26 protein-coding genes and 1 pseudogene are annotated in these 24,054 nt (G+C 47.0%); 5 read left to right on the top strand and 22 right to left on the bottom strand.

Annotated features, from left to right (window positions below; translation table 11 throughout):
* Positions 1 to 8: 8 nt before the first annotated feature.
* From MJQ52_RS16125 to MJQ52_RS16105, 5 genes are all read right to left on the bottom strand, one after another.
* Positions 9 to 1,634 (bottom strand): (2,3-dihydroxybenzoyl)adenylate synthase, encoded by a 1,626-nt coding sequence (locus MJQ52_RS16125; RefSeq protein ID WP_094247536.1) that lies wholly within the window; start codon positions 1,632 to 1,634, stop codon positions 9 to 11.
* Between the two features lie 18 nt (positions 1,635 to 1,652).
* A complete protein-coding gene (gene dhbC / locus MJQ52_RS16120; RefSeq protein ID WP_094247535.1) occupies positions 1,653 to 2,849 on the bottom strand; it encodes an isochorismate synthase DhbC in 1,197 nt (398 codons plus the stop codon).
* A 23-nt stretch (positions 2,850 to 2,872) separates the two neighbouring features.
* On the bottom strand, positions 2,873 to 3,658 hold the full coding sequence (locus tag MJQ52_RS16115) for a 2,3-dihydro-2,3-dihydroxybenzoate dehydrogenase (protein WP_191073207.1): 786 nt from the start codon (positions 3,656 to 3,658) through the stop codon (positions 2,873 to 2,875).
* 135 nt (positions 3,659 to 3,793) lie between these two features.
* Positions 3,794 to 4,663, bottom strand: coding sequence for an alpha/beta hydrolase (locus MJQ52_RS16110; RefSeq protein ID WP_094247534.1), 870 nt, complete (start codon positions 4,661 to 4,663; stop codon positions 3,794 to 3,796).
* A gap of 175 nt (positions 4,664 to 4,838) precedes the next feature.
* Positions 4,839 to 5,435, bottom strand: coding sequence for a sulfite oxidase-like oxidoreductase (locus tag MJQ52_RS16105; RefSeq protein ID WP_003151997.1), 597 nt, complete (start codon positions 5,433 to 5,435; stop codon positions 4,839 to 4,841).
* 99 nt (positions 5,436 to 5,534) lie between these two features.
* Here MJQ52_RS16105 and MJQ52_RS16100 point away from each other — a divergent pair, with 99 nt between their 5' ends.
* The gene (locus MJQ52_RS16100; protein WP_434181837.1) at positions 5,535 to 6,128 is read left to right on the top strand and encodes a biotin transporter BioY; all 594 of its coding nucleotides are present in this window, start codon (positions 5,535 to 5,537) and stop codon (positions 6,126 to 6,128) included.
* 46 nt (positions 6,129 to 6,174) lie between these two features.
* On the opposite strand, the gene MJQ52_RS16095 is transcribed toward MJQ52_RS16100, so the two are convergent.
* Together MJQ52_RS16095 and MJQ52_RS16090 are read right to left on the bottom strand one after the other, a co-directional pair.
* Complete coding sequence (locus tag MJQ52_RS16095; RefSeq protein ID WP_003151993.1) at positions 6,175 to 7,503, bottom strand: Na+/H+ antiporter NhaC family protein; 1,329 nt, start codon at positions 7,501 to 7,503, stop codon at positions 6,175 to 6,177.
* A gap of 132 nt (positions 7,504 to 7,635) precedes the next feature.
* Positions 7,636 to 9,126, bottom strand: a complete 1,491-nt coding sequence (locus MJQ52_RS16090) for a leucyl aminopeptidase (protein ID WP_094247533.1) — start codon at positions 9,124 to 9,126, stop codon at positions 7,636 to 7,638.
* 147 nt (positions 9,127 to 9,273) lie between these two features.
* Between MJQ52_RS16090 and MJQ52_RS16085 the strand changes: the two genes are divergently transcribed.
* Positions 9,274 to 9,750 (top strand): divergent PAP2 family protein, encoded by a 477-nt coding sequence (locus MJQ52_RS16085; RefSeq protein WP_003151991.1) that lies wholly within the window; start codon positions 9,274 to 9,276, stop codon positions 9,748 to 9,750.
* Between the two features lie 28 nt (positions 9,751 to 9,778).
* On the opposite strand, the gene MJQ52_RS16080 is transcribed toward MJQ52_RS16085, so the two are convergent.
* The 4 genes from MJQ52_RS16080 to MJQ52_RS16065 all read right to left on the bottom strand — a co-directional run bounded on the left by MJQ52_RS16080 (position 9,779) and on the right by MJQ52_RS16065 (position 12,429).
* Positions 9,779 to 10,420, bottom strand: coding sequence for a 3D domain-containing protein (locus MJQ52_RS16080; protein WP_003151990.1), 642 nt, complete (start codon positions 10,418 to 10,420; stop codon positions 9,779 to 9,781).
* Positions 10,421 to 10,520: 100 nt separating this feature from the next.
* The gene (locus MJQ52_RS16075; protein WP_003151989.1) at positions 10,521 to 10,841 is read right to left on the bottom strand and encodes a YuiB family protein; all 321 of its coding nucleotides are present in this window, start codon (positions 10,839 to 10,841) and stop codon (positions 10,521 to 10,523) included.
* A gap of 68 nt (positions 10,842 to 10,909) precedes the next feature.
* The gene (locus MJQ52_RS16070) at positions 10,910 to 11,035 is read right to left on the bottom strand and encodes a YuiA family protein (RefSeq protein ID WP_007408708.1); all 126 of its coding nucleotides are present in this window, start codon (positions 11,033 to 11,035) and stop codon (positions 10,910 to 10,912) included.
* 173 nt (positions 11,036 to 11,208) lie between these two features.
* Complete coding sequence (locus MJQ52_RS16065) at positions 11,209 to 12,429, bottom strand: NAD(P)/FAD-dependent oxidoreductase (protein ID WP_007408709.1); 1,221 nt, start codon at positions 12,427 to 12,429, stop codon at positions 11,209 to 11,211.
* A 311-nt stretch (positions 12,430 to 12,740) separates the two neighbouring features.
* Here MJQ52_RS16065 and yumC point away from each other — a divergent pair, with 311 nt between their 5' ends.
* Complete coding sequence (gene yumC / locus MJQ52_RS16060) at positions 12,741 to 13,736, top strand: ferredoxin--NADP reductase 2 (protein ID WP_031378399.1); 996 nt, start codon at positions 12,741 to 12,743, stop codon at positions 13,734 to 13,736.
* Between the two features lie 40 nt (positions 13,737 to 13,776).
* On the opposite strand, the gene MJQ52_RS16055 is transcribed toward yumC, so the two are convergent.
* On the bottom strand, positions 13,777 to 13,920 hold the full coding sequence (locus tag MJQ52_RS16055; protein ID WP_003151982.1) for a hypothetical protein: 144 nt from the start codon (positions 13,918 to 13,920) through the stop codon (positions 13,777 to 13,779).
* A gap of 217 nt (positions 13,921 to 14,137) precedes the next feature.
* Between MJQ52_RS16055 and guaC the strand changes: the two genes are divergently transcribed.
* A complete protein-coding gene (gene guaC, locus MJQ52_RS16050) occupies positions 14,138 to 15,118 on the top strand; it encodes a GMP reductase (RefSeq protein ID WP_094247532.1) in 981 nt (326 codons plus the stop codon).
* A 62-nt stretch (positions 15,119 to 15,180) separates the two neighbouring features.
* On the opposite strand, the gene MJQ52_RS16045 is transcribed toward guaC, so the two are convergent.
* From MJQ52_RS16045 to MJQ52_RS16015, 7 genes and pseudogenes are all read right to left on the bottom strand, one after another.
* Positions 15,181 to 15,402 carry a DUF5970 family protein gene (locus MJQ52_RS16045; RefSeq protein ID WP_003151978.1) on the bottom strand — a complete coding sequence of 74 codons (222 nt, stop codon included), beginning with the start codon at positions 15,400 to 15,402 and terminating at the stop codon, positions 15,181 to 15,183.
* 16 nt (positions 15,403 to 15,418) lie between these two features.
* Entirely contained in the window at positions 15,419 to 15,946 is a 528-nt protein-coding gene (locus MJQ52_RS16040; RefSeq protein WP_094247531.1) for a stage II sporulation protein M, read from the bottom strand.
* The gene (locus tag MJQ52_RS16035) at positions 15,943 to 16,647 is read right to left on the bottom strand and encodes an ABC transporter ATP-binding protein (protein ID WP_003151975.1); all 705 of its coding nucleotides are present in this window, start codon (positions 16,645 to 16,647) and stop codon (positions 15,943 to 15,945) included. Before MJQ52_RS16035 ends, MJQ52_RS16040 begins: the two co-directional genes overlap by 4 nt.
* A complete protein-coding gene (locus MJQ52_RS16030; RefSeq protein WP_146284137.1) occupies positions 16,640 to 18,295 on the bottom strand; it encodes a hypothetical protein in 1,656 nt (551 codons plus the stop codon). Before MJQ52_RS16030 ends, MJQ52_RS16035 begins: the two co-directional genes overlap by 8 nt.
* Before the next feature lie 82 nt (positions 18,296 to 18,377).
* Complete coding sequence (locus MJQ52_RS16025; protein ID WP_003151973.1) at positions 18,378 to 18,713, bottom strand: uberolysin/carnocyclin family circular bacteriocin; 336 nt, start codon at positions 18,711 to 18,713, stop codon at positions 18,378 to 18,380.
* 67 nt (positions 18,714 to 18,780) lie between these two features.
* Complete coding sequence (locus tag MJQ52_RS16020; protein WP_146275425.1) at positions 18,781 to 19,353, bottom strand: hypothetical protein; 573 nt, start codon at positions 19,351 to 19,353, stop codon at positions 18,781 to 18,783.
* Positions 19,354 to 19,614: 261 nt separating this feature from the next.
* Positions 19,615 to 20,048 (bottom strand): annotated as a pseudogene (locus MJQ52_RS16015) (GNAT family N-acetyltransferase).
* 451 nt (positions 20,049 to 20,499) lie between these two features.
* Between MJQ52_RS16015 and MJQ52_RS16010 the strand changes: the two are divergent.
* Positions 20,500 to 21,261: an SDR family oxidoreductase gene (locus MJQ52_RS16010; RefSeq protein WP_265210253.1), complete on the top strand. Its 762-nt coding sequence runs from the start codon at positions 20,500 to 20,502 to the stop codon at positions 21,259 to 21,261.
* Between the two features lie 143 nt (positions 21,262 to 21,404).
* Here the strand turns inward: MJQ52_RS16010 and MJQ52_RS16005 are convergent, their stop codons facing one another.
* The 3 genes from MJQ52_RS16005 to MJQ52_RS15995 all read right to left on the bottom strand — a co-directional run bounded on the left by MJQ52_RS16005 (position 21,405) and on the right by MJQ52_RS15995 (position 24,040).
* Entirely contained in the window at positions 21,405 to 21,767 is a 363-nt protein-coding gene (locus MJQ52_RS16005; RefSeq protein WP_003151967.1) for a HesB/IscA family protein, read from the bottom strand.
* A gap of 77 nt (positions 21,768 to 21,844) precedes the next feature.
* Positions 21,845 to 22,699 (bottom strand): diaminopimelate epimerase, encoded by an 855-nt coding sequence (gene dapF / locus MJQ52_RS16000; RefSeq protein ID WP_012118345.1) that lies wholly within the window; start codon positions 22,697 to 22,699, stop codon positions 21,845 to 21,847.
* Between the two features lie 123 nt (positions 22,700 to 22,822).
* On the bottom strand, positions 22,823 to 24,040 hold the full coding sequence (locus MJQ52_RS15995; RefSeq protein ID WP_024085753.1) for a NupC/NupG family nucleoside CNT transporter: 1,218 nt from the start codon (positions 24,038 to 24,040) through the stop codon (positions 22,823 to 22,825).
* Between the last annotated feature and the right edge of the window lie 14 nt (positions 24,041 to 24,054).

Raw genomic sequence — 24,054 nt, 5'->3', positions numbered from 1 at the left:
TCCTTTTTTTAAGATTGTTTGATTTCAGCCGGCTTTACTTTTTGGGCGATCGTTTCGCGAAGATCCTTTTTACTGACCTTGCCGACGCCGGTTTTCGGGAAAGAAGCGATAAATTCAATCCGGTCGGGGATTTTATATGCCGCCAATCCGCGCTCACGTAAAAATGCTTTCAGCTCTCCCGGTTTCGGGGCTTCTCCTTTCGGAATGACGAACACACAGGACCGCTCCCCAAGGAAATCATCCGGCATTGAAACCATGGCCGCATCATGAACGGCAGGATGGGCCAGAAGGTGATTTTCCACCTCCTCAGCGGCAATCTTTTCGCCGCCCCGATTGATTTGATCTTTCGCACGTCCTTCGACGATGATATAGCCGTCCGCCGTCAGTTTGACGATATCGCCGGTCTGATAAAATCCGTCGGCTGTGAATGATCTTTCATTATGTTCAGGCGCTTTATAATATCCGCGAATCGTGTAAGGGCCGCGTGTAAACAAATGTCCCGCTTCACCGGGGGCGACATCCCGCCCGTCATCGTCTAAAACCCTGACCTCATCAAAAGGTGACATCGGTCTGCCTTGCGTATTGACAATGATCTCTTCAGGATCATCCAGTCTCGTATAATTCACCAATCCTTCCGCCATTCCGAAAACCTGCTGTAGGATGCATCCGAAAGCGCTCTTTACGCGGCGGGCGGCCTCAGCACTGAATTTGGCGCCTCCCACCTGCAGCACTTGAAGGCTTGATAAATCATCACTTCGTGAACCGGATGCGTCCATCCACACCATCGCAAGCGGCGGGACGAGCGCTGTAATCGTGACACGTTCTTTTTCAATTAACGGGAAGCAGTCATCCGGACTCGGCGTCGGTGACAGAACAACCCGGCCTCCGGCATATAAAGTTCCCAGCACACCGGGCGAGCTGAGCGGATAATTATGCGCTGTCGGCAGAGCGGCCAAATAAACGCTGTGATGATCCAAGCCGCATATTTCCGCGCTGAGGCGCAAACTGTATATGTAATCGTCGTGTGTTCGCGGAATCAGCTTGGACAGCCCCGTACTGCCTCCTGAAAGCTGTAAAAAGGCGACTTCCGCCGGGCTTACCTCTTCCAGCTGAACAGGCTCTCTATGCAGGCTGCTCAGTTCCTGAAACTCTTCAGCTTCGCCGGCCACAATGACATGCGCCAAATCCGGAAGTTTGTCTTTCACCTGTCTGGCCAGCGCCCTGTAATCAAAACCTGAATGCGTATCAGGAATGATGTATGCTTTCGCCTCTGCAAACTCGCAGAAATACGTAATCTCACTGCTTCTATGAGAAGGCAGCGCGAAAACGGGCAGTGCTCCGAGACGGAACAGCGCGAAAATCACTTCAAAAAACTCAGCGATATTCGGCAGCTGCACGACAACGCGGTCTTCCTTTTGAATTCCGAGCTTATGCAGCCCCGCCGCTAAACGATCGGCCCTTTCATCTAATTCTTTGTAGGTCCAATGTACATCTTTACACGTCACGGCAGTTTGATTTCCGTATAAAGCCGCACGCTCTTTCAGCATTCCTCCGAACGTCTCACCCTTCCAGCAGCCGTCTTTTCGGTATTTGTCAGCCCATTCTTCCGGCCATGGCGTAAATCCAGTCAGCACGATCCGTTCCCTCCTTTTTTACAACTCATCTTGGTAAAGCCCCATCGCCCGGAGCATAGTGCGGAATTTCGCCGATGTCTCGTCCAATTCATCCTGCGGCTTTGATCCGGCGACAATCCCGGCACCCGCAAAGAGCCGGAGAGACCTTGTTTCCGCTTCGGCGCAGCGGAGTGCGATAATCCATTCTCCGTCGCCTTCAGCATCACACCAGCCCGCCATTCCCGTGTAGAAATTGCGGTCAAACGGTTCAATATCCTGAATCGCTTCTCTCGCCGCATCCGTCGGCGTTCCGCATACCGCGGGCGTCGGATGCAGGGCGATGGCCAGCTCAAGTGATGTCGTTGACGGATCACGCAGCTCTCCCTTTACCTCGGTGGACAGGTGCCACATCGCCTCAGTTTTAATGAGTGACGGTTTTTCCGGCACATCAAGCACACGGCAGAACGGTTTTAGGGCGGCGGCCACGGCGGCCACGACTACGGCATGTTCATGCAGATCTTTTGCTGATTGCAGCAGTTCTTCCGCTCTTCTCTGATCCTCGGCGGGATCTGTGCTGCGAGGTCTGGAACCTGCCAGCGGATTGGACAGAATCGATGTTCCGTTTTTGGACAGCAGCAGTTCAGGACTTGCGCCGAAAAGCGTTTTTCTTGTTTCTGACGTTCCCGTCACATCCGCAGCGAATGTATAGCCGCGCGGGTTGTGCTGCGCCAAATGCTTGACGGCCTGAGGAATGTCGATATCCTTTTCAGCGGTCAGATGAAGCGTCCTTGACAGCACGATTTTGCTGAGCGGACCGTCCGTAATGTTGAATACGCCTTGTTCCACACCGCTCATAAAGCCCTCAGGCTCCGGAACGGGGCGGATGTCATATGTATTGGATTGCGGCTTTTCTGCGGAAGATTCCGCAAACGAAAGCGGGCCTGCCGTATGGACATTCTTCGGTACAAAAAGCCGGGAAGCTTTTCTGCCGTCAAAAGGAATGGCGCCGGCCGCAATCGGATGTTTGATGCCGGCTTGCTTTGCCTCAAGAAGCGTCTGTCTCACACGTTCAGGCAGTGAGTCCAGCTGGTTCTCCGCGTCTGCATCCGGCACTTTTGCAAACACACCTTCTGCAAGGAGCGTACTTTTCGGGGAAGCTAAAAAGAACGCCCCGGGCTTGTAAGCGTCCAGCACCTCTTTTGCAGACACTTCCGTCAATACATGTTGATTTGTCATGATTATCCCTCCTTCTCGTTACATCAAACGCCTAAAGTAGCGCCGCCATCCACGCATAAATCATGCATCGTGATATGGCTTGCCTGTTCAGAGGCCAGAAACAAAACGGCATTTGCAATATCAGAAGGCTTTGCCAGCTTTTGAAGCGGAATTCCCGTTTTATATGTATCAAGCGAACCTCTGATAACGTCCTGTGCTCCGTTTTCATCCCGCCACAGCGCACGCTGCATGTCGGTTTCCGTTGAACCGGGAGATACGATGTTGCAGCGGATATGATAGGCCGCAAGCTCCAGTCCGAGGCATTTCGTAAACATGGCGGTAGCCGCTTTTGACGCCGCATAAGCCGCCATGGAAGCACGCGGAACGCCGGCTGCATTCGAACCGACCGTAACGATGGCGCCTTTTTGACGCTCAATCATGTACCGGCTTACAGCCCGCGATACATGAAATACGCCGGTCGTATTAACAGAAAATGTTTGATCCCAATCTTCATCACTAAGGGATTGCACCGGACCCGGCCGCAGCACGCCCGCAACGTTCGCCAATATTTCAATAGGCCCCATGTCGCGTTCAACGGCGGCGATGATATCATTGACAGCCGCACTGTCAGATACATCTGCGGCAAACCCCTGCGCCTGCACGCCTTTTTGCCGGAGTCTGTCAGTAAGCCCGGGAAGCAGGTCTTCATTTGTATCTATAGCTGCCACATTTACGCCTTGTTCAGCAAGGGCAAGCGCTGTTGCTTCCCCGATGCCTTGAGCGGCGCCGGTGACAACGGCTGTTTTCCCTTTCATTCCCAATGCGTCCATATTATCATTCCCTTTCTATATTGATAATGATTATCATTATCAATTATGATTCAAGACAATCATATCCAAATCAAAACACGCAGTCAATTAGAAAATTAGAATCAGCCGCATTTAGTTCGAAGGGCCTGTTTTTTCTCATGCGGGAGAATACGGGGTATGCGGCCCTCCCGGATTCAGGCAGAAACGCAGGGCTCTGCTGATTAAAACGGGCAGGACAGAAATATGGCCCTCTCCTTCAAACTCGCTGTATTCAGCGCGGACTCCATCATCTTCAAACCCGGATAATAAAGAGTACAGCGCCTCTGCGTGCTGCGGGATTCTGCTTTTATGTGTTTTTTCAATTTCTCCCGCAGCCAGCAATACGCTGACTTGAAGATTTTCCGCAGAGAGCCGGTCTGACAAACGTTCCGCGTTTTCCTGAATAAAACGCTTGTTCCAATGAATTGACGGACTTCCCGCAACATAGGTCTGGAACATGTCCGGCCTCGTCAAAAGCACTTGCAGCACAAAAAGACCGCCCAGCGAATGGCCGAAAATCGTCTGCCTGTCTCTGTCGATCGGATAATCCCGCTCCATCGCGGGCTTTACTTCTTCTTCTATAAACTCCAGAAACGCTTCCGCCCCTCCCTGTTCGGGCCATGCCGCGTCGCGCGGATGCACCGGCAATTCTGATTCAGAAAGCGGCATCGTAAAATCACTGTGCCGTTCGGCGGAAAACGGCTGATCTGTCGGGTAGCCGATTCCGACAATCACCGCCGGAACAACGCCTGTTTTTTCAGGCCGCCGGCTTTGCACCCGCAAAGCTTCGGCCATTGTGCCGAACACGGAATTCGCATCGAGCAGGTATATGACGGGGAAGCCGGATGCAGGCGGTTCTTCCTGAGGTAAAGAGACAAAGATACGATACGTACGGCCTCCTTTTGAGCGCATTTCTCTTACTTCTGTGCCCGGAACCGCGTATCGGCCGGCCGGCGCGAAACCCCGCTTTATTTGTTTTCCGTCCATTATGTGTTCATCCCCTTTGTGGCAATTGCTTTATCTATCCTTATTGATAATGATTTTCAATATCAAAAGACACCTCAAATAATAGGTTTTTTGCCAAACAAAGTCAATGGATTTTTGATATAAAAAAAGCACCTTATTTCAATAAGGTACCTAAGAACTATATAGGGATAGGGGCTTAATCCCATGTAAAGCGCTCATTCTTCCATGGATCTCCCCTCATATGGTAGCCGTTTTTCTCCCAAAAGCCGGGGTGGTTTTCCTTTGTGAACTGAATGCCGCGCAGCCATTTTGCGCTTTTCCAAAAATAAAGATGGGGGAAAACGCCTCTGAGCGGATAGCCGTGCTCTGGCGTTAACGGCTCGCCGTTATGCGCATATGCCAGCAGGGATGTTTCCCGCGTAAAATCAGAAAGCGGCAGGTTGGCCGTCCAGCCCTCTTCAGCGTGCAGAATGACGAATCCCGCTTCTTTGTGCACACCCGCTTTCTCAGCGATGTCTTTTGCGCGTATTCCCTGCCAGATATTATCAAGACGGGACCAGCCCGTGACGCAATGAATATCATTTTTCACTTCGGCTTCCGGAAAGGCTTTGATATCTTTAAAGCTTAACAGCATAGGACGGTCAACAAGCCCGTACACTTGCAGATTCCATTTTGACATATCTTCATAATAAGGAACATTTCCGGCGTGAAGCACGGGAAACTTCGTTGTGACATTTTGATTTGGCGGAATCCGTTCCGACTGTTTTGTTTGTTTCGTTTTCCCGAAAAACATATGGCTCCCTCCATTTAGTAAACCTGTATTAAATCTTTGTTGACAATCAATCACCCTTCGATTACGCTAATCTGGTACAAGTGTAAGGGGGAAAAACAAATGACACAACGCAACCTTCGCGCGGGCGATATGGCGCTAATCGGCATGTTCGCCGCCCTGATGGCCGTCGGCGCCAACATTACATCAATGGCTCCTTTTTTGCAAGTTGCGGGAATTCCGTTATCGCTGCAGCCTTTCTTTTGTCTGTTAGCCGCGATGCTTCTCGGCGCCAGACGGGCAGCCATTGCAATGACGGTATACGCATTGGCCGGACTCGCTGGGGCGCCTGTTTTCGCTCAATTCTCAGCAGGCTTTGCGCCGTTTATCGGAAAGAGCGGCGGGTTCATTCTCGCTTACATCCCGGCGGCATTTGCAGCCGGATGGCTGCTGGAAAAACCAAAAAAACCCGGCCGCCTGCATTATGCATGGGCCTCTTTGATCGGTACCGCCGTCATTTATATCATTGGCACGACCTATACGTATATTGCGCTGAAATTATGGCTTCATGCTCCGATCAGCTACGGAATGGCCTGGTTTTACATGATATGGTTTTTCATAAAAGATATCATTTTAGCACTGTTATTGGCATCTATCGCGCCTGCCGTATACAGGTCTATTCATAAAGCGACGGGGTTCAGCAGAAATCCGGCGTAAGATGTTCTCAGCATACAAAAAGGCTCCCCTTTCCGGGAGCCTTTTTTTACAGAACAAGTGCGGCAATCCAGCCGAATATCACAAGCGGAATGTTATAGAAAATAAATGTCGGTACGCACGTATCCCAAATGTGGTGGTGCTGTCCGTCGGCGCTGAGGCCTGACGTCGGCCCGAGCGTACTGTCACTTGCAGGAGAACCCGCATCACCGACCGCGGCGGCCGCTCCGATTACGGCGATCGTCGCCATCGGGCTGAATCCGAGCTGAGCGCACAGCGGGACAAATATGGTCGTAATGACGGGTACGGTTGCAAATGATGATCCGATTCCCATCGTGATTAATAAACCGACCACCAGCATCAGGAGCGCGCCTAATGATTGACTGTGACCGATAAAGCCTGTTGATGCTTTGACCAAGGAAGCCACATCGCCCGTTTTGTTCAATACATTTGAAAAACCGGCCGCAACAAGCATGACAAACCCGATAAAAGCCATCAGAATCATGCCGTCCGTGATCAGCTTATCCGCTTCATTGCGCTTCATGACTCCGCTGATAAACAGCGTAAACAAGCCGGCAAGCGCGCCCATGATCATACCTTCCACTCCGAGCACTTGTGACAGATAGAGCTGAACGGCAAGCGACACGGCAATGGAGATCAGGGCGATGGCAATGCTTTTTTTCGTATAAGGAGAAGACGACAGTCCGGCAATCTCCTTCGTCTCATATTTCTTCGGTTTCCGGAAGACGATGACGGATAAAATTAAACCGACTACCATCCCGGCCGTCGGGATGATTAAAGCATACGGAATATCACTGAGCGGCACCTTTAAACCGGCTGACGCCATATTATCTCTCAGCATCCCCTGGAAAATCTGTCCGAATCCGACAGGCAGAACGATATACGGCGCAGTCAGTCCGAATGTCATCACACACGCGATCAGCCTGCGGTCTATTTCAAGTTCGTTAAATATTTTTAAAAGCGGCGGAATCAATACAGGAATAAACGCAATGTGAACGGGCACCACGTTTTGCGAGAAACAGGATATGATTAAAATAACCAGTACGATTAACACTTTTGACAGTGCTTTTTTCCGCGAATCTTCCTTTTTTCCGATTAGTTTGACAGACGCTTCCACCATTGCATCGGGAAGCCCCGTCTTCGTCAGCGCCGCGGCAAATGCTCCGAGCAGCGCGTAGCTGACCGCGACGGTGGCATTTCCGCCGAGACCGTCCGTAAAAGCCTTCACCGTCTCTCCGAGGCCTAAGCCGCCGGTCAGCCCGCCGGCAAGCGCGCCGATCATTAAAGCTATAATAATATTGACACGCAGCAGGCTTAAGACGAGCATAAGCAATACTGCGACAACAACAGCATTCATTGATGAGTCCCTCCAAAAATCCTTTAGTTTGCTAATGTAGTAGATAATTAAAGTTAACATACATTCCGCGCTTTAGTCAACTAAAGATTTTGGAAATCAAAAAACCCGCTGCATCAAGGCAGCGGGATGCTGTTATCTTTCGGGCGTAAACCGCTCAGTCAAAACAGCCAACGTCCTTGCCATGACGCCTGTTGCGCCGGCAGGGCCGAAGCATGTCGCTGTATTCGCTGTCGCGGTTCCCGCAATATCGAGATGAACCCACGGCGTGTTTTCCGCGAATTCACCAAGGAATGCCCCCGCCATAATCGCGTGGCCTTCTCTTCCCGGAGAATTGTTCAAATCAGCCATCTGACTGTTTCTCACCCGTTTTTTATCCTTTTCTGTAATCGGAAGCTGCCAGATCGGCTCGCCGGATTCTTTCGCCGATTCCTCCACCTGTTCATAAAAAGCGGCGTGATTGGTCATGGCGCCCGTCATTTCGTTCCCTAAGGCGACAATGACACCGCCCGTTAACGTTGCGACGTCTACAAGGACAGAGGCTCCGTGCTGCTTGGCGTATGTGATGCCGTCGGCAAGCACGAGACGCCCTTCCGCATCGGTGTTCAGGATCTCAATGGTTTTTCCGCTGAGCGAAACGATGACGTCATCCGGCTTCATAGCATCGGACGAAATCATGTTGTCGGTAGACGGTATGACGGCGAGCACGTTTTGTTCAGGCCGGAGTTCGCCGATAATTTCCATTGCGCCCAATACCGAGGCGGCCCCTCCCATATCGCTTTTCATGCCGACGATGCCGGTTTTCGGCTTAATTGAATATCCGCCCGTATCAAAGGTAATTCCTTTACCGACCAGGCCGATGACGTCTTCCCACTGATCTTTGCCCTGATACTTCAGAACGATCATTTTCGGCGGTTCGGATGAGCCTTTGTTAACGGCAAGCAGCCCGCCCATGCCGAGCTCTTCCATTTCATCTTTTTCTAAAATTTCACACTCGAAGTCGTATTTTGCCGCAAGCTCAGCGGCATATGACGCCAAATCAGTGGCCGTCAGCATATTACCCGGCATATTCACAAGCGTGCGGGCTGAATTCGTCCCTTGGCCGTATGCCGCGCCGACGTTCAGGCCGGCCTGCACTTCCCTCAGGTCTTCTTCGGTCACGGCGCAGACTGATTTCAGTTCCTGATCCGGCTCATTCGATTTATGTTTATAATCCTGCACCTCATAAACCGCAAGCAGACAGCTTTCCGAAAGCGCATGAGCGGCATCGGCGGCAGGCACTTCCCCGGAGACGAATGTATCGAGCAACACGGATACTTCCTGTTTTTTATCTTGATGAATCTGCTGAAATACTCGTGCAAAGCATTCTTTCGTATCTTCAAACGAATAATCCGCTTCTCTTCCCAGGCCGATAAAATAAATACGTTTCATACCGGTCGCAGCCGGAGGGTATACTTTTGATACACGATTGCGTTTGGCGGACACATCACCATCCTTTAACAGCTGGGTCAGATGACCGTCCAATTTATCATCCAATTCCTTCGTAAATCCGTTCAGCGTGCTTTTTTGAAAAAGACCGATGACCAGTGTTTCGGGATGCCGCAGTTGATCAGATGCATAAAACATGAGTACACACTCCTTATGTGGGTATTTGTTATGTAAAGTGGTATAATGAAAAAACATTTTTCATTGATTTTATTTTACCAAACTAAGGGCGTTTTCTGCAGTTTTTCGATACGATCGGAATCAGCAGATACAGAAAGGATGTCGCATATGGATGTACTTATGAATTTTCCTTTACTGGCGAGTTTTGCCGCCATTATTTTTGCCCAAGTTGTAAAAGTGCCTATTCAATTTATCGTATCCAAAAAACTTGACTGGTCTCTTGTGACGAGCACCGGCGGCATGCCGAGCTCCCATTCCGCCGCCGTCACCGCGCTGTCAACCGGAATCGCTTTGGAACAGGGACTGGACTCGCCCCTGTTTGCAGTCGCCGCGATTTTCGCCGTCATTACGATGTTCGATGCTACAGGTGTCAGGCGGCATGCGGGTGAACAGGCGACAGTCATTAATAAACTGGTCATCGACTTTAATCGGTTTGTCAGCGAAGCGAAGGACTTTCAGAAAGCGGAAGAGAAAGAAAAACAGAAGAAATTGAAAGAGCTGCTCGGCCATCAGCCGATTGAAGTGTTCTTCGGCGGCGTCACCGGTATTGTGCTGACATTGATTTTAGATTATTTCTTTATGTAAAAACGCTTCAGCGGATGCTGAAGCGTTTTTATTCTTTTACCGTTTTGTATTGATTTCTGAACACTTGCAGCGACTTTGTTTCGTTCAGCTTTACAAGTTCATCCTCAGTCACTGTGCCGTTCCCTTTTTTAATAATGTAGACTTCAAGTGTTTTTTTGCCCCAATTGTTATAGACGTCCTTGACAGTGTCAAAGTAGAGGTCAAGGCGGCTGCCTTTAATTTTTGAGCCGGTATCGGCGACAACCCCGTAACCGTAATTCGGTATAAACAGAATCGTCCCGATCGGGAAAACAGACGGATCGGCCGCAACAGTTGAATATAAATCGCGTTTGACCTTCACGCCTGAATATGTAATTCCGTACTGCGGATGACCCGGAGATTTTCCGGTAGATTCCGCTCCGGCGGTATAACCGGTGGCCGTCACCTTTTGTGACGGATAGCGTTCCCAGTCAAAAGCTTCTTCCAGCGGCTTTACCCTGCCTGATGCCTTCTTTTCCGGCTGATTCTGTAAGGATTGAAACGGAGTGCCGATGTTTTTCAAAACGGCGCCGCGATGTTCCGTCATCCAATTTGTCAGATCCTTTGCTTCAACACCGGTTATGGAAAAGTATGTCGCATGGCATGCGCCCAAAAAGAGCACGATCATGAATACGCGTCTGATTATCGTCAATCTGAAATCACTCTCCTCCGAGTCATTGTTCCCAACTCGGTGAGGTGCTATACAAAAAGCGCCGCGACACAAAAAAAGCTTTCTTGAATAAGAAAGCGGCTTAAAACATTTGATATCCTCTTTTTCTGAGCGCCTTTATGGCAATGCCTGACATGATGGCTCCCGCCAGTCCGCCCGCCAAAATCACGACATCCGCAACCGCTAATGACATGATGCGCTGAAACAGGCTTTGAAAGGATTCCCCCGGCGCCTGCACGTAACTGATCATCTTTTTATTGCTGATAATGAAAAGGCATACAATCGGATAGACAACAGCCATAATCCACGACATTCTAAGCAGCATGTTCAACAGAAAGCCTATGCCGAAAAACAGTACAAAAAATAGTACGATTGAGATCAGGACAACCGGCAAACTAATCACAAACATCCACCCCCTACAGCACTTTCAGTGTACCTCGGGGGCGGTAAAAAAGTCAACGTCTGGAAAAATCAGCGTCTCTCTTTGCCGCTTCCCTGGCAGGAGGGACATGTTTCGGAGCCGCCAAGAAGCAATTGAAAATACCCTTTACCTGAGCAGAACGGACACGCCGCCGTGCTTTTTGCTGTCGTTTTCATGCGGATCACCCTTTTTCTTAATTTTCTGATAATATATCATATTTACTTGTCAAGCAACAAGTCAGAATATGTAACATAACAACTCATGTAAGCGGAAACATTCATTTTTTTCTTTTACATGCTTTTTATAGCGCTCTTTTTTAAAAGAAGAGAAAACCCGCGGCTGCGGGTTTTCAGAAGAATTTAAACTTCCCTTTTTTCAGCGTCAGGCCCAGCCCGCCGATCATAAAGAGCGAGCGGTTATCAATGACCTTTTTCATAAAGGACGCCGGCATGCCTTTGAGCTTCCTGCCGTATACGACTCCGACAGCGTTATGCTCACCGAGGGAGGCGACGGTTCCTTTAATGTCAGGCTTGAACTCTTCAAGCTGGCCTCCTTTAATCAAACCGCCCAGATTTTTAGCGACCGTTTCTCCTTGCTGCATCGCGATCTGAGCAGTCGGCGGGTACGGCCGTTCCGTCTCTTCATTGATAAAGAGCGAGCTGTCGCCGAGAATAAAAACGTCATCATGTCCCGGCGCCCGAAGATCAGGGTTGACCTTGACACGGCCGCGCATATTTTCAAAACCCGCTTCCTCCACGATCGGATGTCCGCGCACGCCCGCGGCCCAGACAACGGTCTGCGATTTGATTTCTTCCGGCTCTTCATCTTTCTTGCCGACTGTGACACCGTCTGCACGGCATTCTTGAACCGCGGTGCCGATTTTAAATTCAACGCCTTTGCTCTCAAGGTATTGAACGGCGTAATCGACAAGCTCCGGATCAAATCCCGGCAAAACCGTCGGGGCGGCCTCGACACAGACGATCCGGACGAGACTTTCATCTATATCATAATATCTGCATAACTCCGGCTTGCGGTTCGCAAGTTCACCGAGAAATTCAATTCCCGTAAAGCCCGCTCCGCCGACAACGATGGTTAAGCGGTCAGGGCGTTTTTCGGCCTCCGTATTGTATGTCGCAAATTGGAGCTCAATATGGTCTTTCAGCTGGCGCGACGTATTAATATTCGCGATCGGAAAAGCGAATTCTTTTAAGCCTTTAATCCCGAATGTTTCAGGGACGGCGCCAAGCCCGATGACGAGATAATCATAAGGGATGTCCCCTTGTGAAAGCGTCACCTTTTTATTTTGCACATCTATCGCTTTTACGGTATCCTGCACAAATTTGACCCGTGATTCATTGATTACATCTTTTATTTGATATCTGCAGCGGTCATGATGCAGCGTTCCTGCGCTCGCTTCATGCATCCATGTCGTTTCATAATGATAATTGTGTTTATTGACCAAAGTAATGTCGGCGTCATTTGCCCCGATATGCTTCGGAAGCCTTGTTACTGTCATTAATCCACCATAACCTGCACCTAAAACCACGATTTTGGGTTTATTCAATGCCATCACATCCACCTTCTTTTTTTTGCTGTTAGACGCATAATCAAATCAACATTTGTATTAGCTTCAGCTTATTGGCGGGATTTTATGAAATGAAATATAAAATTTTTTAGAAAACCGCACATGTCTGCATATCACCATACTATCCGGAAGAATCGGAAAACATTCAGGAAAAAACAGATTGGAATTTGTCCCCATCTTAGCGGCGGCCGCAATTTTTTTCAAGAATGAAGCGGCCGGGCGGTTTTCGGCACTCGTCATCCTTTCAAATTCTATGTTATAATTAATAACAATTTTCAATTAGGAGGCAATTTGGTATGCAAGAGGATTCAAAGGTTTATGATATTACGGTCATCGGCGGCGGCCCGGTCGGCCTGTTTACCGCTTTTTACGGGGGAATGAGACAGGCGAGCGTCAAAATCATCGAGAGCCTGCCTCAGCTTGGCGGCCAGCTCAGCGCGCTGTACCCTGAAAAATATATTTATGATGTAGCCGGATTCCCGAAAATCCGCGCCCAGGAACTTGTGAACAACTTAAAAGAGCAAATGGCAAAGTTCGATCAGACCATCTGCTTAGAGCAGGCCGTCGAATCTGTTGAAAAACAGGCGGACGGTGTGTTTAAGCTTGTCACGAATTCAGAAACGCATTATTCAAAAACGGTCATTATCACCGCGGGAAACGGCGCATTTAAGCCGAGAAAGCTTGAGCTGGAATCAGCGGAACAATATGAAAGCAAAAACCTGCACTACTTCATTGACGACCTCAATCAATTCGCAGGCAGACGCGTTGCCGTTCTGGGCGGCGGCGATTCCGCTGTTGACTGGGCGCTCATGCTTGAGCCGATTGCTAAAGAAGTCAGCATCATCCACCGCCGTGATAAATTCCGCGCGCATGAGCACAGTGTCGAAAACCTGCATAATTCTAAAGTCAACGTGCTGACACCGTTTGTTCCCGCTGAACTTGTCGGTGAAGACCGGATCGAACAGCTCGTTCTCGAAGAAGTGAAAGGCGACCGTAAAGAAATCATTGAAATTGATGACCTGATCGTAAACTACGGCTTTGTTTCTTCTCTCGGCCCGATTAAAAACTGGGGCCTTGACATCGAGAAAAATTCCATCGTCGTCAAAAGCACGATGGAAACGAATATTGAAGGCTTCTTTGCCGCCGGAGATATCTGCACATATGAAGGCAAAGTCAAGCTGATCGCCAGCGGTTTCGGCGAAGCTCCGACAGCCGTGAACAACGCGAAGGCTTACATGGACCCGAAAGCGCGCGTCCAGCCACTGCATTCTACAAGCATGTTTGAAAAATAATATAAAAAAGAGTCTGTGTCATACCGGCACAGACTCTTTTTTATTTAAACATCCAAATATAATTCATGACGGTTCCGACAACGAGCGCAATGACAAGCGCTGACACGACCCAAATCGTGCCTAAAATAATCCGGTCCTGAATTTTCTGGGCTTTCGGGCTGTGCCCGGGCTGTTTTTGTTCCATACCGGCCCCTCCCTTCTTCTGCAAATCTATCTATCGTAACAAATGTCTTACAACAACCAATACTACTATGATAACCAAACTGCAAATGGATGACAAGCTGACCGCATATGAGGCAGCATGAAATCATTTGACATTCCTGACAAAACAAAGTACATTATAAAAAGACGAACATTTTAATTTTATTTAATTATATTATTCGCTTTTAGGGGTGTTATATATGGAAAATGTATTTGATTACGAAGATATTCAGCTGATTCCTGCAAAATGCATTGTTGAAAGCCGATCTGAATGTGATACATCAGTTACGTTGGGAGGACACACGTTTAAACTTCCGGTCGTACCGGCCAACATGCAGACGATTATAGATGAAAACATCGCGGCCTGGCTCGCGGAAAACGGGTATTTTTATATCATGCACCGCTTCGAGCCGGAAAAACGCCTGGCTTTTGTCCGGGATATGAAAGCGCGCGGACTGATTTCTTCCATCAGTGTCGGCGTGAAGGAAAATGACTATGAATTTATCCGGGAGCTGAAAGAACAGGAGCTGGTGCCGGATTATATTACCATTGATATCGCGCACGGCCATTCCAATGCCGTGATCAGCATGATTCAATTTATTAAAGAACATGTCCCGGAAAGCTTTGTCATCGCAGGGAATGTCGGGACGCCTGAAGCCGTAAGGGAGCTGGAACGCGCGGGCGCTGACGCGACAAAAGTGGGAATCGGCCCCGGGAAAGTCTGCATCACAAAAATTAAAACCGGCTTCGGAACCGGCGGGTGGCAATTAGCCGCGATTCGCTGGTGCGCAAAAGCTGCGAGCAAACCGATCATTGCTGACGGCGGCATCCGCACGCACGGCGATATCGCGAAATCCATCCGATTCGGCGCGTCTATGGTCATGATCGGATCATTATTCGCCGGCCACGAAGAATCACCGGGACAAACAATTGAAATCGACGGAAAGCTGTACAAAGAATATTTCGGCTCCGCTTCTGAATTTCAAAAAGGCGAAAAGAAAAACGTCGAGGGCAAAAAAATGCATGTCGAACATAAAGGGTCTTTGCAGGACACGCTGGTTGAAATGGAGCAGGATCTGCAATCTTCCATCTCTTACGCCGGCGGCAATACACTCGAAGCCATCCGTAATGTCGACTATGTAATCGTAAAAAACTCTATTTTCAACGGCGACAGATTTTAACACGCAGCAGAGCCGCTCGAAGATAAAAAAAATGACATTCAATATGAATGTCATTTTTTTTATTAAATACCGAAATAAAGAGCCGCACTGGCTAACAGATTAATCACAAAAATAAACAAAAAGATGTAACGAATGAATTTATTTTGCACCGGGGCAAATATAAAGAGATATAGTCCTGCAACCCCAAAAGTAAGAACAGGAAACAGCCACTCAAAGGATAAAGAAATGATATAACCGATAATCATAACAATCGGCACACCGATTAATGATAATTTACTTCTCATATGATTTCTGCCCCTTTTACTTAAAAATTGGTGTGATGTAAGCTTCAATAATGGCAGCGGCGATCAGCAGACAAATAATAAGCAGCACCAATATTCCAATATGCCTGAACATTGAAGCCATTATCTTTTTTTCCTTAGAAAAACACAGCCTGATGACCAATTCAACGCCCTTAAAACCAATGGCGCCACTTAATAATAACGCAGGAACTTCAAATATACCATGAGGAATTAGCAGTAAAAAAATCTGATAAAAAGGAACCCCGCTATGCAGATTTTCTATAATAGAGCCGCTTAAAATAAACCCGTTGGTGAATAAATAAAAGATTGAGGTCAACCCAAAGGTAAAAAAACCCGCGGCTAAAAACAGACAAGCGATTGCATTATTTTCCAGCAGTTCAACCGCGCCTGACGAGCCGTTGTAAGCCGCTGATGAAACAAAGTGATCGGAAAAAAACGCAGCGACCACACCGCCTGAAAAAAACAGCACTGACGCGATTAACGGAATGGCGGACGTTCTGATTGCCGGCAACATGCGGTTCATCATGTATAGATACGCTCAGCCAATTCTTCAATCTCTTCTAATGAATGCTCGGATGACTGATACTCCGCCGCAAAAACGCCTTCATGTATAATACCGATCGTATCGCACAGCGAATGCGCCAGCTCCAGCAGGTGAGTCGATAACAGGACCGTATTTCCCTGCTTGACGTACTCCTTTAATAACGTCCGTATCGTTTTACCGCTGATTAAATCAATGCCCGTCAGCGGCTCATCAAGAATTAATATCTTTGGCTGATGAATGAGCGCTGCCGCAATTGATAATTTTTGTTTCATTCCATGTGAATAAGTTTTAATCAGCTGATTTCCGTCTTGAGAAAGCTTCAGCGTCTCCAACATATTCTTTATATAATCATTTGTCCGCTGAGACGGCACTTGAAACATTTCCGCTGTAAAACGCAAGTATTCGACTCCCGTTAAGTAATCATATAAAAAAGCATGGTCGGGCACAAAACCGATATCAGCCGATATTTGCCCCCCCTCTTCTGAATCCAGTTCCTTGCCGTCAATCATGACGCGGCCTGAAGTCGGTTTAAGCAGGCCCGAAATGATTTTCAAAGTCGTTGTTTTCCCGACTCCATTAGTCCCCAGCAAAGCATAGATTGAGCCTTTTTTCACCTCAAACGAAATATCTTTCAATACCTGTTTTTCACTATAGTTTTTTTGTATATTCACTAATTTAATCATTGTTTGCAAACCTTTCCGCCATATTGATTCTGCGAAGAAACAGAAACATGACTCCATAGTTTAATAGTGTGAACAGGACAAAAATACCTGATGCAGAATGAATAAACATCGTTTCAAGTTCCGGCTTTTTATAGATAAAATAGGACGTGATCGCAGCGATTTGAAGCGACACAATGAAAATGAAAGAACTGTATAAGTTGTTATACGTCTTTGCTTTCCCCGCTTCTCCAATTTCGTACAGATGCTCCCAGTTTTTCTTAGGATACAGGGCGGTGCTTGAAATCTGGACAAGACTGTATAAAAAACCCGAACATAAAAACACAATAAACAAGTAAATCGTCAGCGCCGCGGAAGACGGAAAAAACACCGTAATCAAAATGGTGATGATGAACGAATAGATAAGAGCGGCGAGATTATAAATACATACTTTCGGAAACACCAGCTGCCACGCATGTTTGATATTCCGGTGAAACAGATGCTGATTTTTTATTTCCCCGTCAACTGATAATACTGTTTTGAGCGCATCTCCGACGAGCTGATACGAAAAGTTCGCAATGATAACCGCCGCAGACACGATGGCGGCTGCCGAATACCCGATAAAGTGATGCGATAGAAGCGGAATACAAAAACCTAAAAACAGCATGAACAAATACAGCATACTGCCGAAGTTCCTGATAAAAAACCCGTCAATTCTCGATAAAAACAGCAGATCCTTTTGAAAAACGGCATGAAATATTTTGTTATTTCTATATAATTTCAGCTTTGGCGCAAAATCTGCGTTTGTCAAAAACATATAAGGAATAAGGTCCATTTTCTTCAGCGTGGCCGACCACAGTTTAAACATCCCCGCCGTTAAAAGGACGGCAGCCGCAAACACCGCAGCGAAAACGAGCACGGAATGTGAGCGGAATGCTAACCATACATACGGCGTATTCATGAGGATGTTCCGGAAAGCCGGTGACTCCGTAAAGCTTGAAATATCCTTTGCGGTATACTCCCCAAACACGAGAAGATAAACGGCATACCCGACTGCAAGCGGAACCAGCAGGCTGACGCTGAATAAAATGCCTTTCAGGATTTTCAAGTAAAACAATTTGCTCCATATATTTGTAAGAAGATAAACAACATAAGAAAACAGCATAGATAAAAATAAATTGAGAAGAAAATAAACGAAGCCCAAGAAAAATACGATGATCGCCGCAGACCCGGTCATGCCTGCGCTTGATAAAAACAAAAAGACCGGAAAAACAAAAAGATACCATACGAAAATGGTTTTTTTGATCGCCTGGCCGGCAAAAACAGAAAACAGCTGTAAAAAACGCACCTTTTTTAATTGATGAATGACCTTGCGCGTATCCAGCAGAAAGGCATTGTGATGTTCTTTAAAGAAGCCGGCAGCCCAAAAAAGCTGCTCAAGTGAAACGGCGATTAAAACAAATTGCCCCCATGCGCTGAGGGGCAGCTGAATCAGTTTTGTCCCGAATACAACACCGCATCCCAGGAAAACGAGATATAAACATAACAGAGAAATAATAATGGCAGACAGCAGTTTGCTGTTGAGTTGAGGAATGCCCCAATCTTCCTTTCTTTTTCGAAACGATGACAGGGTATTATATTTGATAAGAGCCGCAATTTGTTTGACTATCATACTTTCAATCCTTACATATGTATTTGGGAGAGAGGCTCTTTTTGCAGCTTGTACAAAAAGAGCAATTATTTATTGGTCGATTTTACCAAGCAGCTGCGTATTTTTTGCCGTATTTCTTAATCATTGTTTTTGCTGTTGCAACGATTGCATAAGAAATCGCGCCTGCGCCTGTAACGATACCGATGAGAGAAATGATAGAAGCAATTGTTGATGCCGCATCAATAATATCAATTGCTTTTTTAGCTGCTGCTGTAGAGATGCCCAGAGTCGAAGCTAATTCAGCATTGGCTGAGAATGCATGAGCCGCCGCCACGTTTAATTCAGTTCCCGTTAATAATAGTGCATAAACCAATGTTGCTGCAGCAAGAGCCGCGCCAAACAAAATGAAAGACTTTTTATTAGATTTTACTAAGTTCATCATAACATCTCCCTACTCTGTTTTTTTAATTTATAATAAAATTCAGCTTAATTGACTCTCTCCCGAGCTAAATTTTATCCGCCATAAAATAATTAAAGAAAATAGTAAAGAGTTTTAATAAAACAAAACATCCAGTCAAAATGATTCTCTTGCCTTTACTGAGATCGGTCAGTTTTCCTGCGGCAGCATAAAGAGCCGCAATTGATATGAGCAGAAATGGATCCAGCAGCTGCAGACTCAAGCTGGTGCCGCCGGCAGAATATATAAGCGAGGAATCAGCCGTTAAGTAGTTAACAACTGAAAGAATCAACATTTTAAATGCCGAGATTAAAGAAGTCAGTGTATATAGAAGCAAATATATTTTTTTCGGTTTTTTTGTACCGAGAATAAAAGCGGCAACGAATAACAGAAATCCGCCTATCAGAATTTCCACAAAAGTTGTGAAGATCATAAACCCTTGCAGAAATATGACAATCGTACGAACACTTTTCTCCCCGATATCGTAGGTACTTTCTCCGACGGAAGAATAATATGACTGCAGAACTTTATCTGAAATACTGAATTGGAAGAGTAATGAACAGATCAAAATGATGAAAAAAGAACTTAAAAATATTTTTTTATTGCTCAATTGACCTATCATATTATCATCCTTTTCTTACAAAATAAATTAACTATTCTATACTTTTACAATTTAGTTTATTCCTATCAAAAAATCAATATCCTTTCGAAAAATATGACTTTAGAACGTGTTGACTAAGAGCACATCTTTCATATTTTTTGGTGCTATATACCCTTTATTTTTTTCCGAATTTGCAAATAGTACGATTTGCACAATGGATTTGAGGTATTAGAGAAGAATGACCTGCGGAATGAGACGCAGGGTATAAAAAGGAGGATATTGTTATTTATCCTCCGGATGTATGATCGCCAGCACCTGATGATCTTCCCATTTTCCATTTATCTTTACATTTTTTCTCGCAATGTCTTCTTTATGAAAGCCAGCTTTTTCGAGCACCCGGATTGACGCATTATTGTGCGGCATGACTCCGGCTTCTATCCGATGCAGTTTCAGCTCATTGAATGCATAATCGACTGCCAGCTTGACAGCCTTCGTCGCATAGCCTTTCCCGTTATGTTTGCCATCTAAAAAATAACCGATAAAAGCGCTTTGGATGGCGTCCCGAACCACCTGAAAAAGGCTGATCGTGCCAATCAGGGTCTGATCCTGAAGAAAAATGCCCAAGCTGTATTCTGTGTCATTTTCCGCATTCTTCAGTGATTGTTCAATTCGTTTTTCCGGCCTTCCAGCGTATAAAAATCCTCCTGTCCCGACATGGCAAACCGTTCAAAAAACGTGCGGTTTTCCGTCTGCAAAACCAGCTCCTGCTCTGCATCATTCAGGCTGAGCGGCCTGATATCAACGCTGTTTCCTCCTGCATATACATCGGCATCACCATCCTTTTGTTTTGATCAGAAACGTTTTTTAATTGCCTCTCACCCTTGTTATACGGTACGCTTTATCGCATCGAGAAAATCCAAGACTTTACGTTCACCTCCTTTCGTGCAAACGAAATCACAAGGTTCTTTTGTTGACTTAAACCGCGCTATAAGCCGTATCATCATATTGTGACAAGGAAAGAATAGTTTTGGCGGGTTTCCCGATGATCTAAAAATCAATTTTACAGAATCACTGCTGTCTTAGTTGCGGGATGAAGCAATATATTGATTGGATCAAAGCTGAAATGTTGACAAAGAAATGTAAAACAATCGGAAAAGAGGAGTTAATATGAAACTGACGGGAAATACAATACTGATTACAGGCGGAAATGCCGGAATAGGATTGGCTTTCGCAGAACGGTTTTTAAAAGCGGGAAATAAAGTCATCGTGACCGGACGGCGTGAGCACGCTCTTCAAAAAGCAAAGGAAACATTCCCGGATCTTATTACCTATGTCAGTGATTTGAGCATTCCATCTGAACGTATATCACTGTTTGATTGGGTGAAAGAAAATTATCCGGAAGTGAATGTGTTAGTAAACAACGCGGGGATTCAACAACGTTTTCATGTGCTGAAAGCGGATGCGAAGGACAATTGGGACTATTTTAATAAAGAAATCACAACGAACATTGAAGCTCCCTTCCACCTGTCTATGCTGTTCGCTCCGTTTTTTGCCGGAAAAGAAGATGCGGCTGTCATTAACGTCTCTTCGGGATTGGCTTTTACACCGCTTGCTATTGCACCGATCTATTCAGCAACGAAAGCGGCGCTTCACTCATTTACAATGAGTCTGAGACATCAGCTTTCTGATTCATCTGTAGAAGTGATTGAAGTTGCGCCTCCGGCGGTGAATACAGATTTAGGCGGAGCAGGGCTGCATACTCAAGGAGAACCGCTGGATGAATTCGCTGAGGGGATTTTTAAAGGACTGAAAGAGGGCAAACTAGAAATCGGCTATGGTTCTTCAGCAGAACGGCTGCGCATGTCCCGGGATAAAGCCGATGAACATACGGCAAATATGTACAATGCGATGAAACATACAATTGAATAACATCTTTGAAAAAGCAAAACCCGCTGCTGTTGAGCGGGTTTTGGCTTTTATTAAACAGATAAACGCCTTTCTTAACAATGGTGCAAGCGCCATCGAAAAGAAAGACGTCCTATTTTTTCATCCTGAGAATGGCGGGCTGATCCTTAGCACTCTTCCGGCGTACCGGCGTTTTTGGCCGTGCGGAAAGAAGATCCGCAGCCGCAGGAAGCGATGGCATTCGGGTTGTCAATGGTGAAACCGCCGCCCATCATGGACTGTTTGAAGTCAATGATCGTGCCGGTCATAATATCAAGGCTTTCGCTGTCGACCAAAACGGTGATTCCGTGCTGTTCAAACATGCTGTCTTTTTCGCCTTTTTCGTGCTCAAATCCCATTCCGTAAGACAGGCCGCTGCAGCCGCCGCCTTTTACGCCCACACGGAGAAACGCGTTTTCTTCTTCATGCTCTTTCATCATATCTTTTATATGCAAAGCCGCTGCTTCAGTAATAGTTACTGGAACACTCATAAGTAGACCTCCTTTTTTAAAAACGGATGCTGATATCTATTATAAACCTTGAGGAGCGTATTTCTCAAACGAGCTGTTTACAAATAATAGACGCCGCTGCATACGGTTTCGGCGGGTCCCGTCATCAGCACGTGCCCGTTGTCCTGCCAATTTATCACAAGGTCGCCTCCCGCTAAATGAACGGTGATATCCCGGTTTCGTTCGGAAACACCGTTCAATACGGATGCGACAGCCGCCGCACAGGCGCCCGTTCCGCAAGCCTGTGTAATGCCGGAGCCGCGTTCCCATACGCGGAAATGAAGTTCATCGGCGCTGACGGTTTCCACAAATTCGACATTGACGCCTTCCGGAAATCTCGGGTCTTTTTCAATGACGGGACCGAGCGTTGTAAGAGGCGCTTGATTGATATCCGCAACCGGAAAAACAATATGGGGGTTTCCCATTGATACGGCTGTTCCGGAAAGCTCCGTTTCTCCAAAAACAAAAGTTTCATCGATCGTCCGTTCATCTTCATTGCCGAGCATCGGCAGCTCTTTTTTGGTGAGGCGCGGTTCGCCCATATCGACGGCGACTTCACGCACAATCCCGTTGTCTTCCGTAATATCTGCTTTCACAAGGCCTGAAAGCGTCTCAATGAAAAAGGACGTTTCTTCTGTCAGCTTATGTTCGTATGCGTACTTTGCCACACAGCGAAGGCCGTTGCCGCAATTTTTCCCTTCTGAGCCGTCATTATTAAAAATCCGCATTTTGACCGGCGCTTTTTCTGACGGACAGATGAGGATCATTCCGTCAGAGCCGATGCCCGTGTGAATGCTGGACACTTTAACGGCAATCTCAGCCAGCCGTTCTTCCGGCAGCTGTTCTTCAAATTGATTTACATATATATAACTGTTTCCAAGACCGTGCATCTTGGTAAAACGGAATGAATTCATATCGGCCTCCAACTTTTTTTCTTTTACTTAGTATAAAAGCTCTTCCCCTCGGACACAATACAAATATCCCCCGTTTTTCATACATAAAAGCTCCCTGCATATGCAGGGAGCTTTTATCGTTTACTAAATAAACATGCCGGCAATCGCCGCGCTGAGAAGGTTTGCGAGTGTTCCCGCAATAACCGCTCTTAATCCGAGGCGCGCAATGTCCGAACGGCGGCTTGGGGCCAAACCGCCCAGTGTGCCGAGCATAATCGCAATCGAAGAGAAGTTGGCAAATCCGCACAGCGCAAAGCTGATAATCGTAGACGTTTTTTTAGAAAAGTCCGCAATATGCGGACCGAAGTTTGAATAAGCGACAAACTCATTCAGCACAAGTTTCTGTCCGATATAGCTTCCCGCTCCAAGCGCTTCATGCCAAGGAACGCCGATTACAAATGCGATCGGTGAAAACACGTAACCGAGAATGGATTCTAATGTAATATGTTTGAAACCGAACCAGCCGCCGATTCCGCCGAGAATTCCGTTCACTACGGCGATGAGCGCGACAAAAGCAAGCAGCATGGCGCCGACATTCAGAGCAATCTGAAGGCCCGTGGACGCGCCTTTTGCCGCTGCATCAATCACATTAGCGGCGCCTTCGCCTTCTTCGTCCATATTAAAATCGCCTTTTATCGTCTGCGTTTTTTCCGTTTCAGGTATTAACATTTTTCCGAACACGAGACCGGCGGGAGCCGCCATAAAGCTGGCCGCCAGCAAGTATTCAATCGGAATGCCTAACAGGGCGTAACCGAAAAGCGTCGAACCCGCTACAGCCGAAAGGCCGCTCGTCATAATCGTAAACAGCTCGGAACGGGTCAATCCCGCAATCAGCGGTTTAATGGCAAGCGGTGATTCAGACTGTCCGACAAAAATATTCGCAGCCGCCGCAAGCGATTCCGTTCTGCTTGTCCCAAGAAGTTTTGACAGTCCGCCTCCGATAACGCGAAAGATGAGCTGCATGATTTTCAAGTGATACAAAACGGCAATCAGCGCTGAGAAAAAGATAATGACCGGCAGAACGCTCAGCGCGAAAGCCGGGCTGCTGCCCACTTTTAACAGCGGGCCAAAAATAAAGCTGATGCCTTCGTTCGCATAATCAATGAGAAGCTGCACACGGCTTGAGAACCATAAAAATACGGCCCGGCCGGCGTCCCACTTTAATACGATGAATCCGAAGGCCATTTGTAAACATAAACCGACAATGACGGTTCGCAGGTTAATTTTGCTTTTCTTCTCTGATAACAAAAAAGCAATGGCTAATATAGCAACTGCCCCGAGCAGCCCCCAAACGATATTCAATGAATCCACCTCTA

The organism is Bacillus sp. jun7, assembly GCF_051034795.1.
Classification (GTDB): Bacteria; Bacillota; Bacilli; order Bacillales; family Bacillaceae; genus Bacillus; species Bacillus velezensis.
The sequence above is the reverse complement of the archived record's forward strand: the minus strand, read 5'-3'. Positions and strand labels throughout refer to the sequence as shown.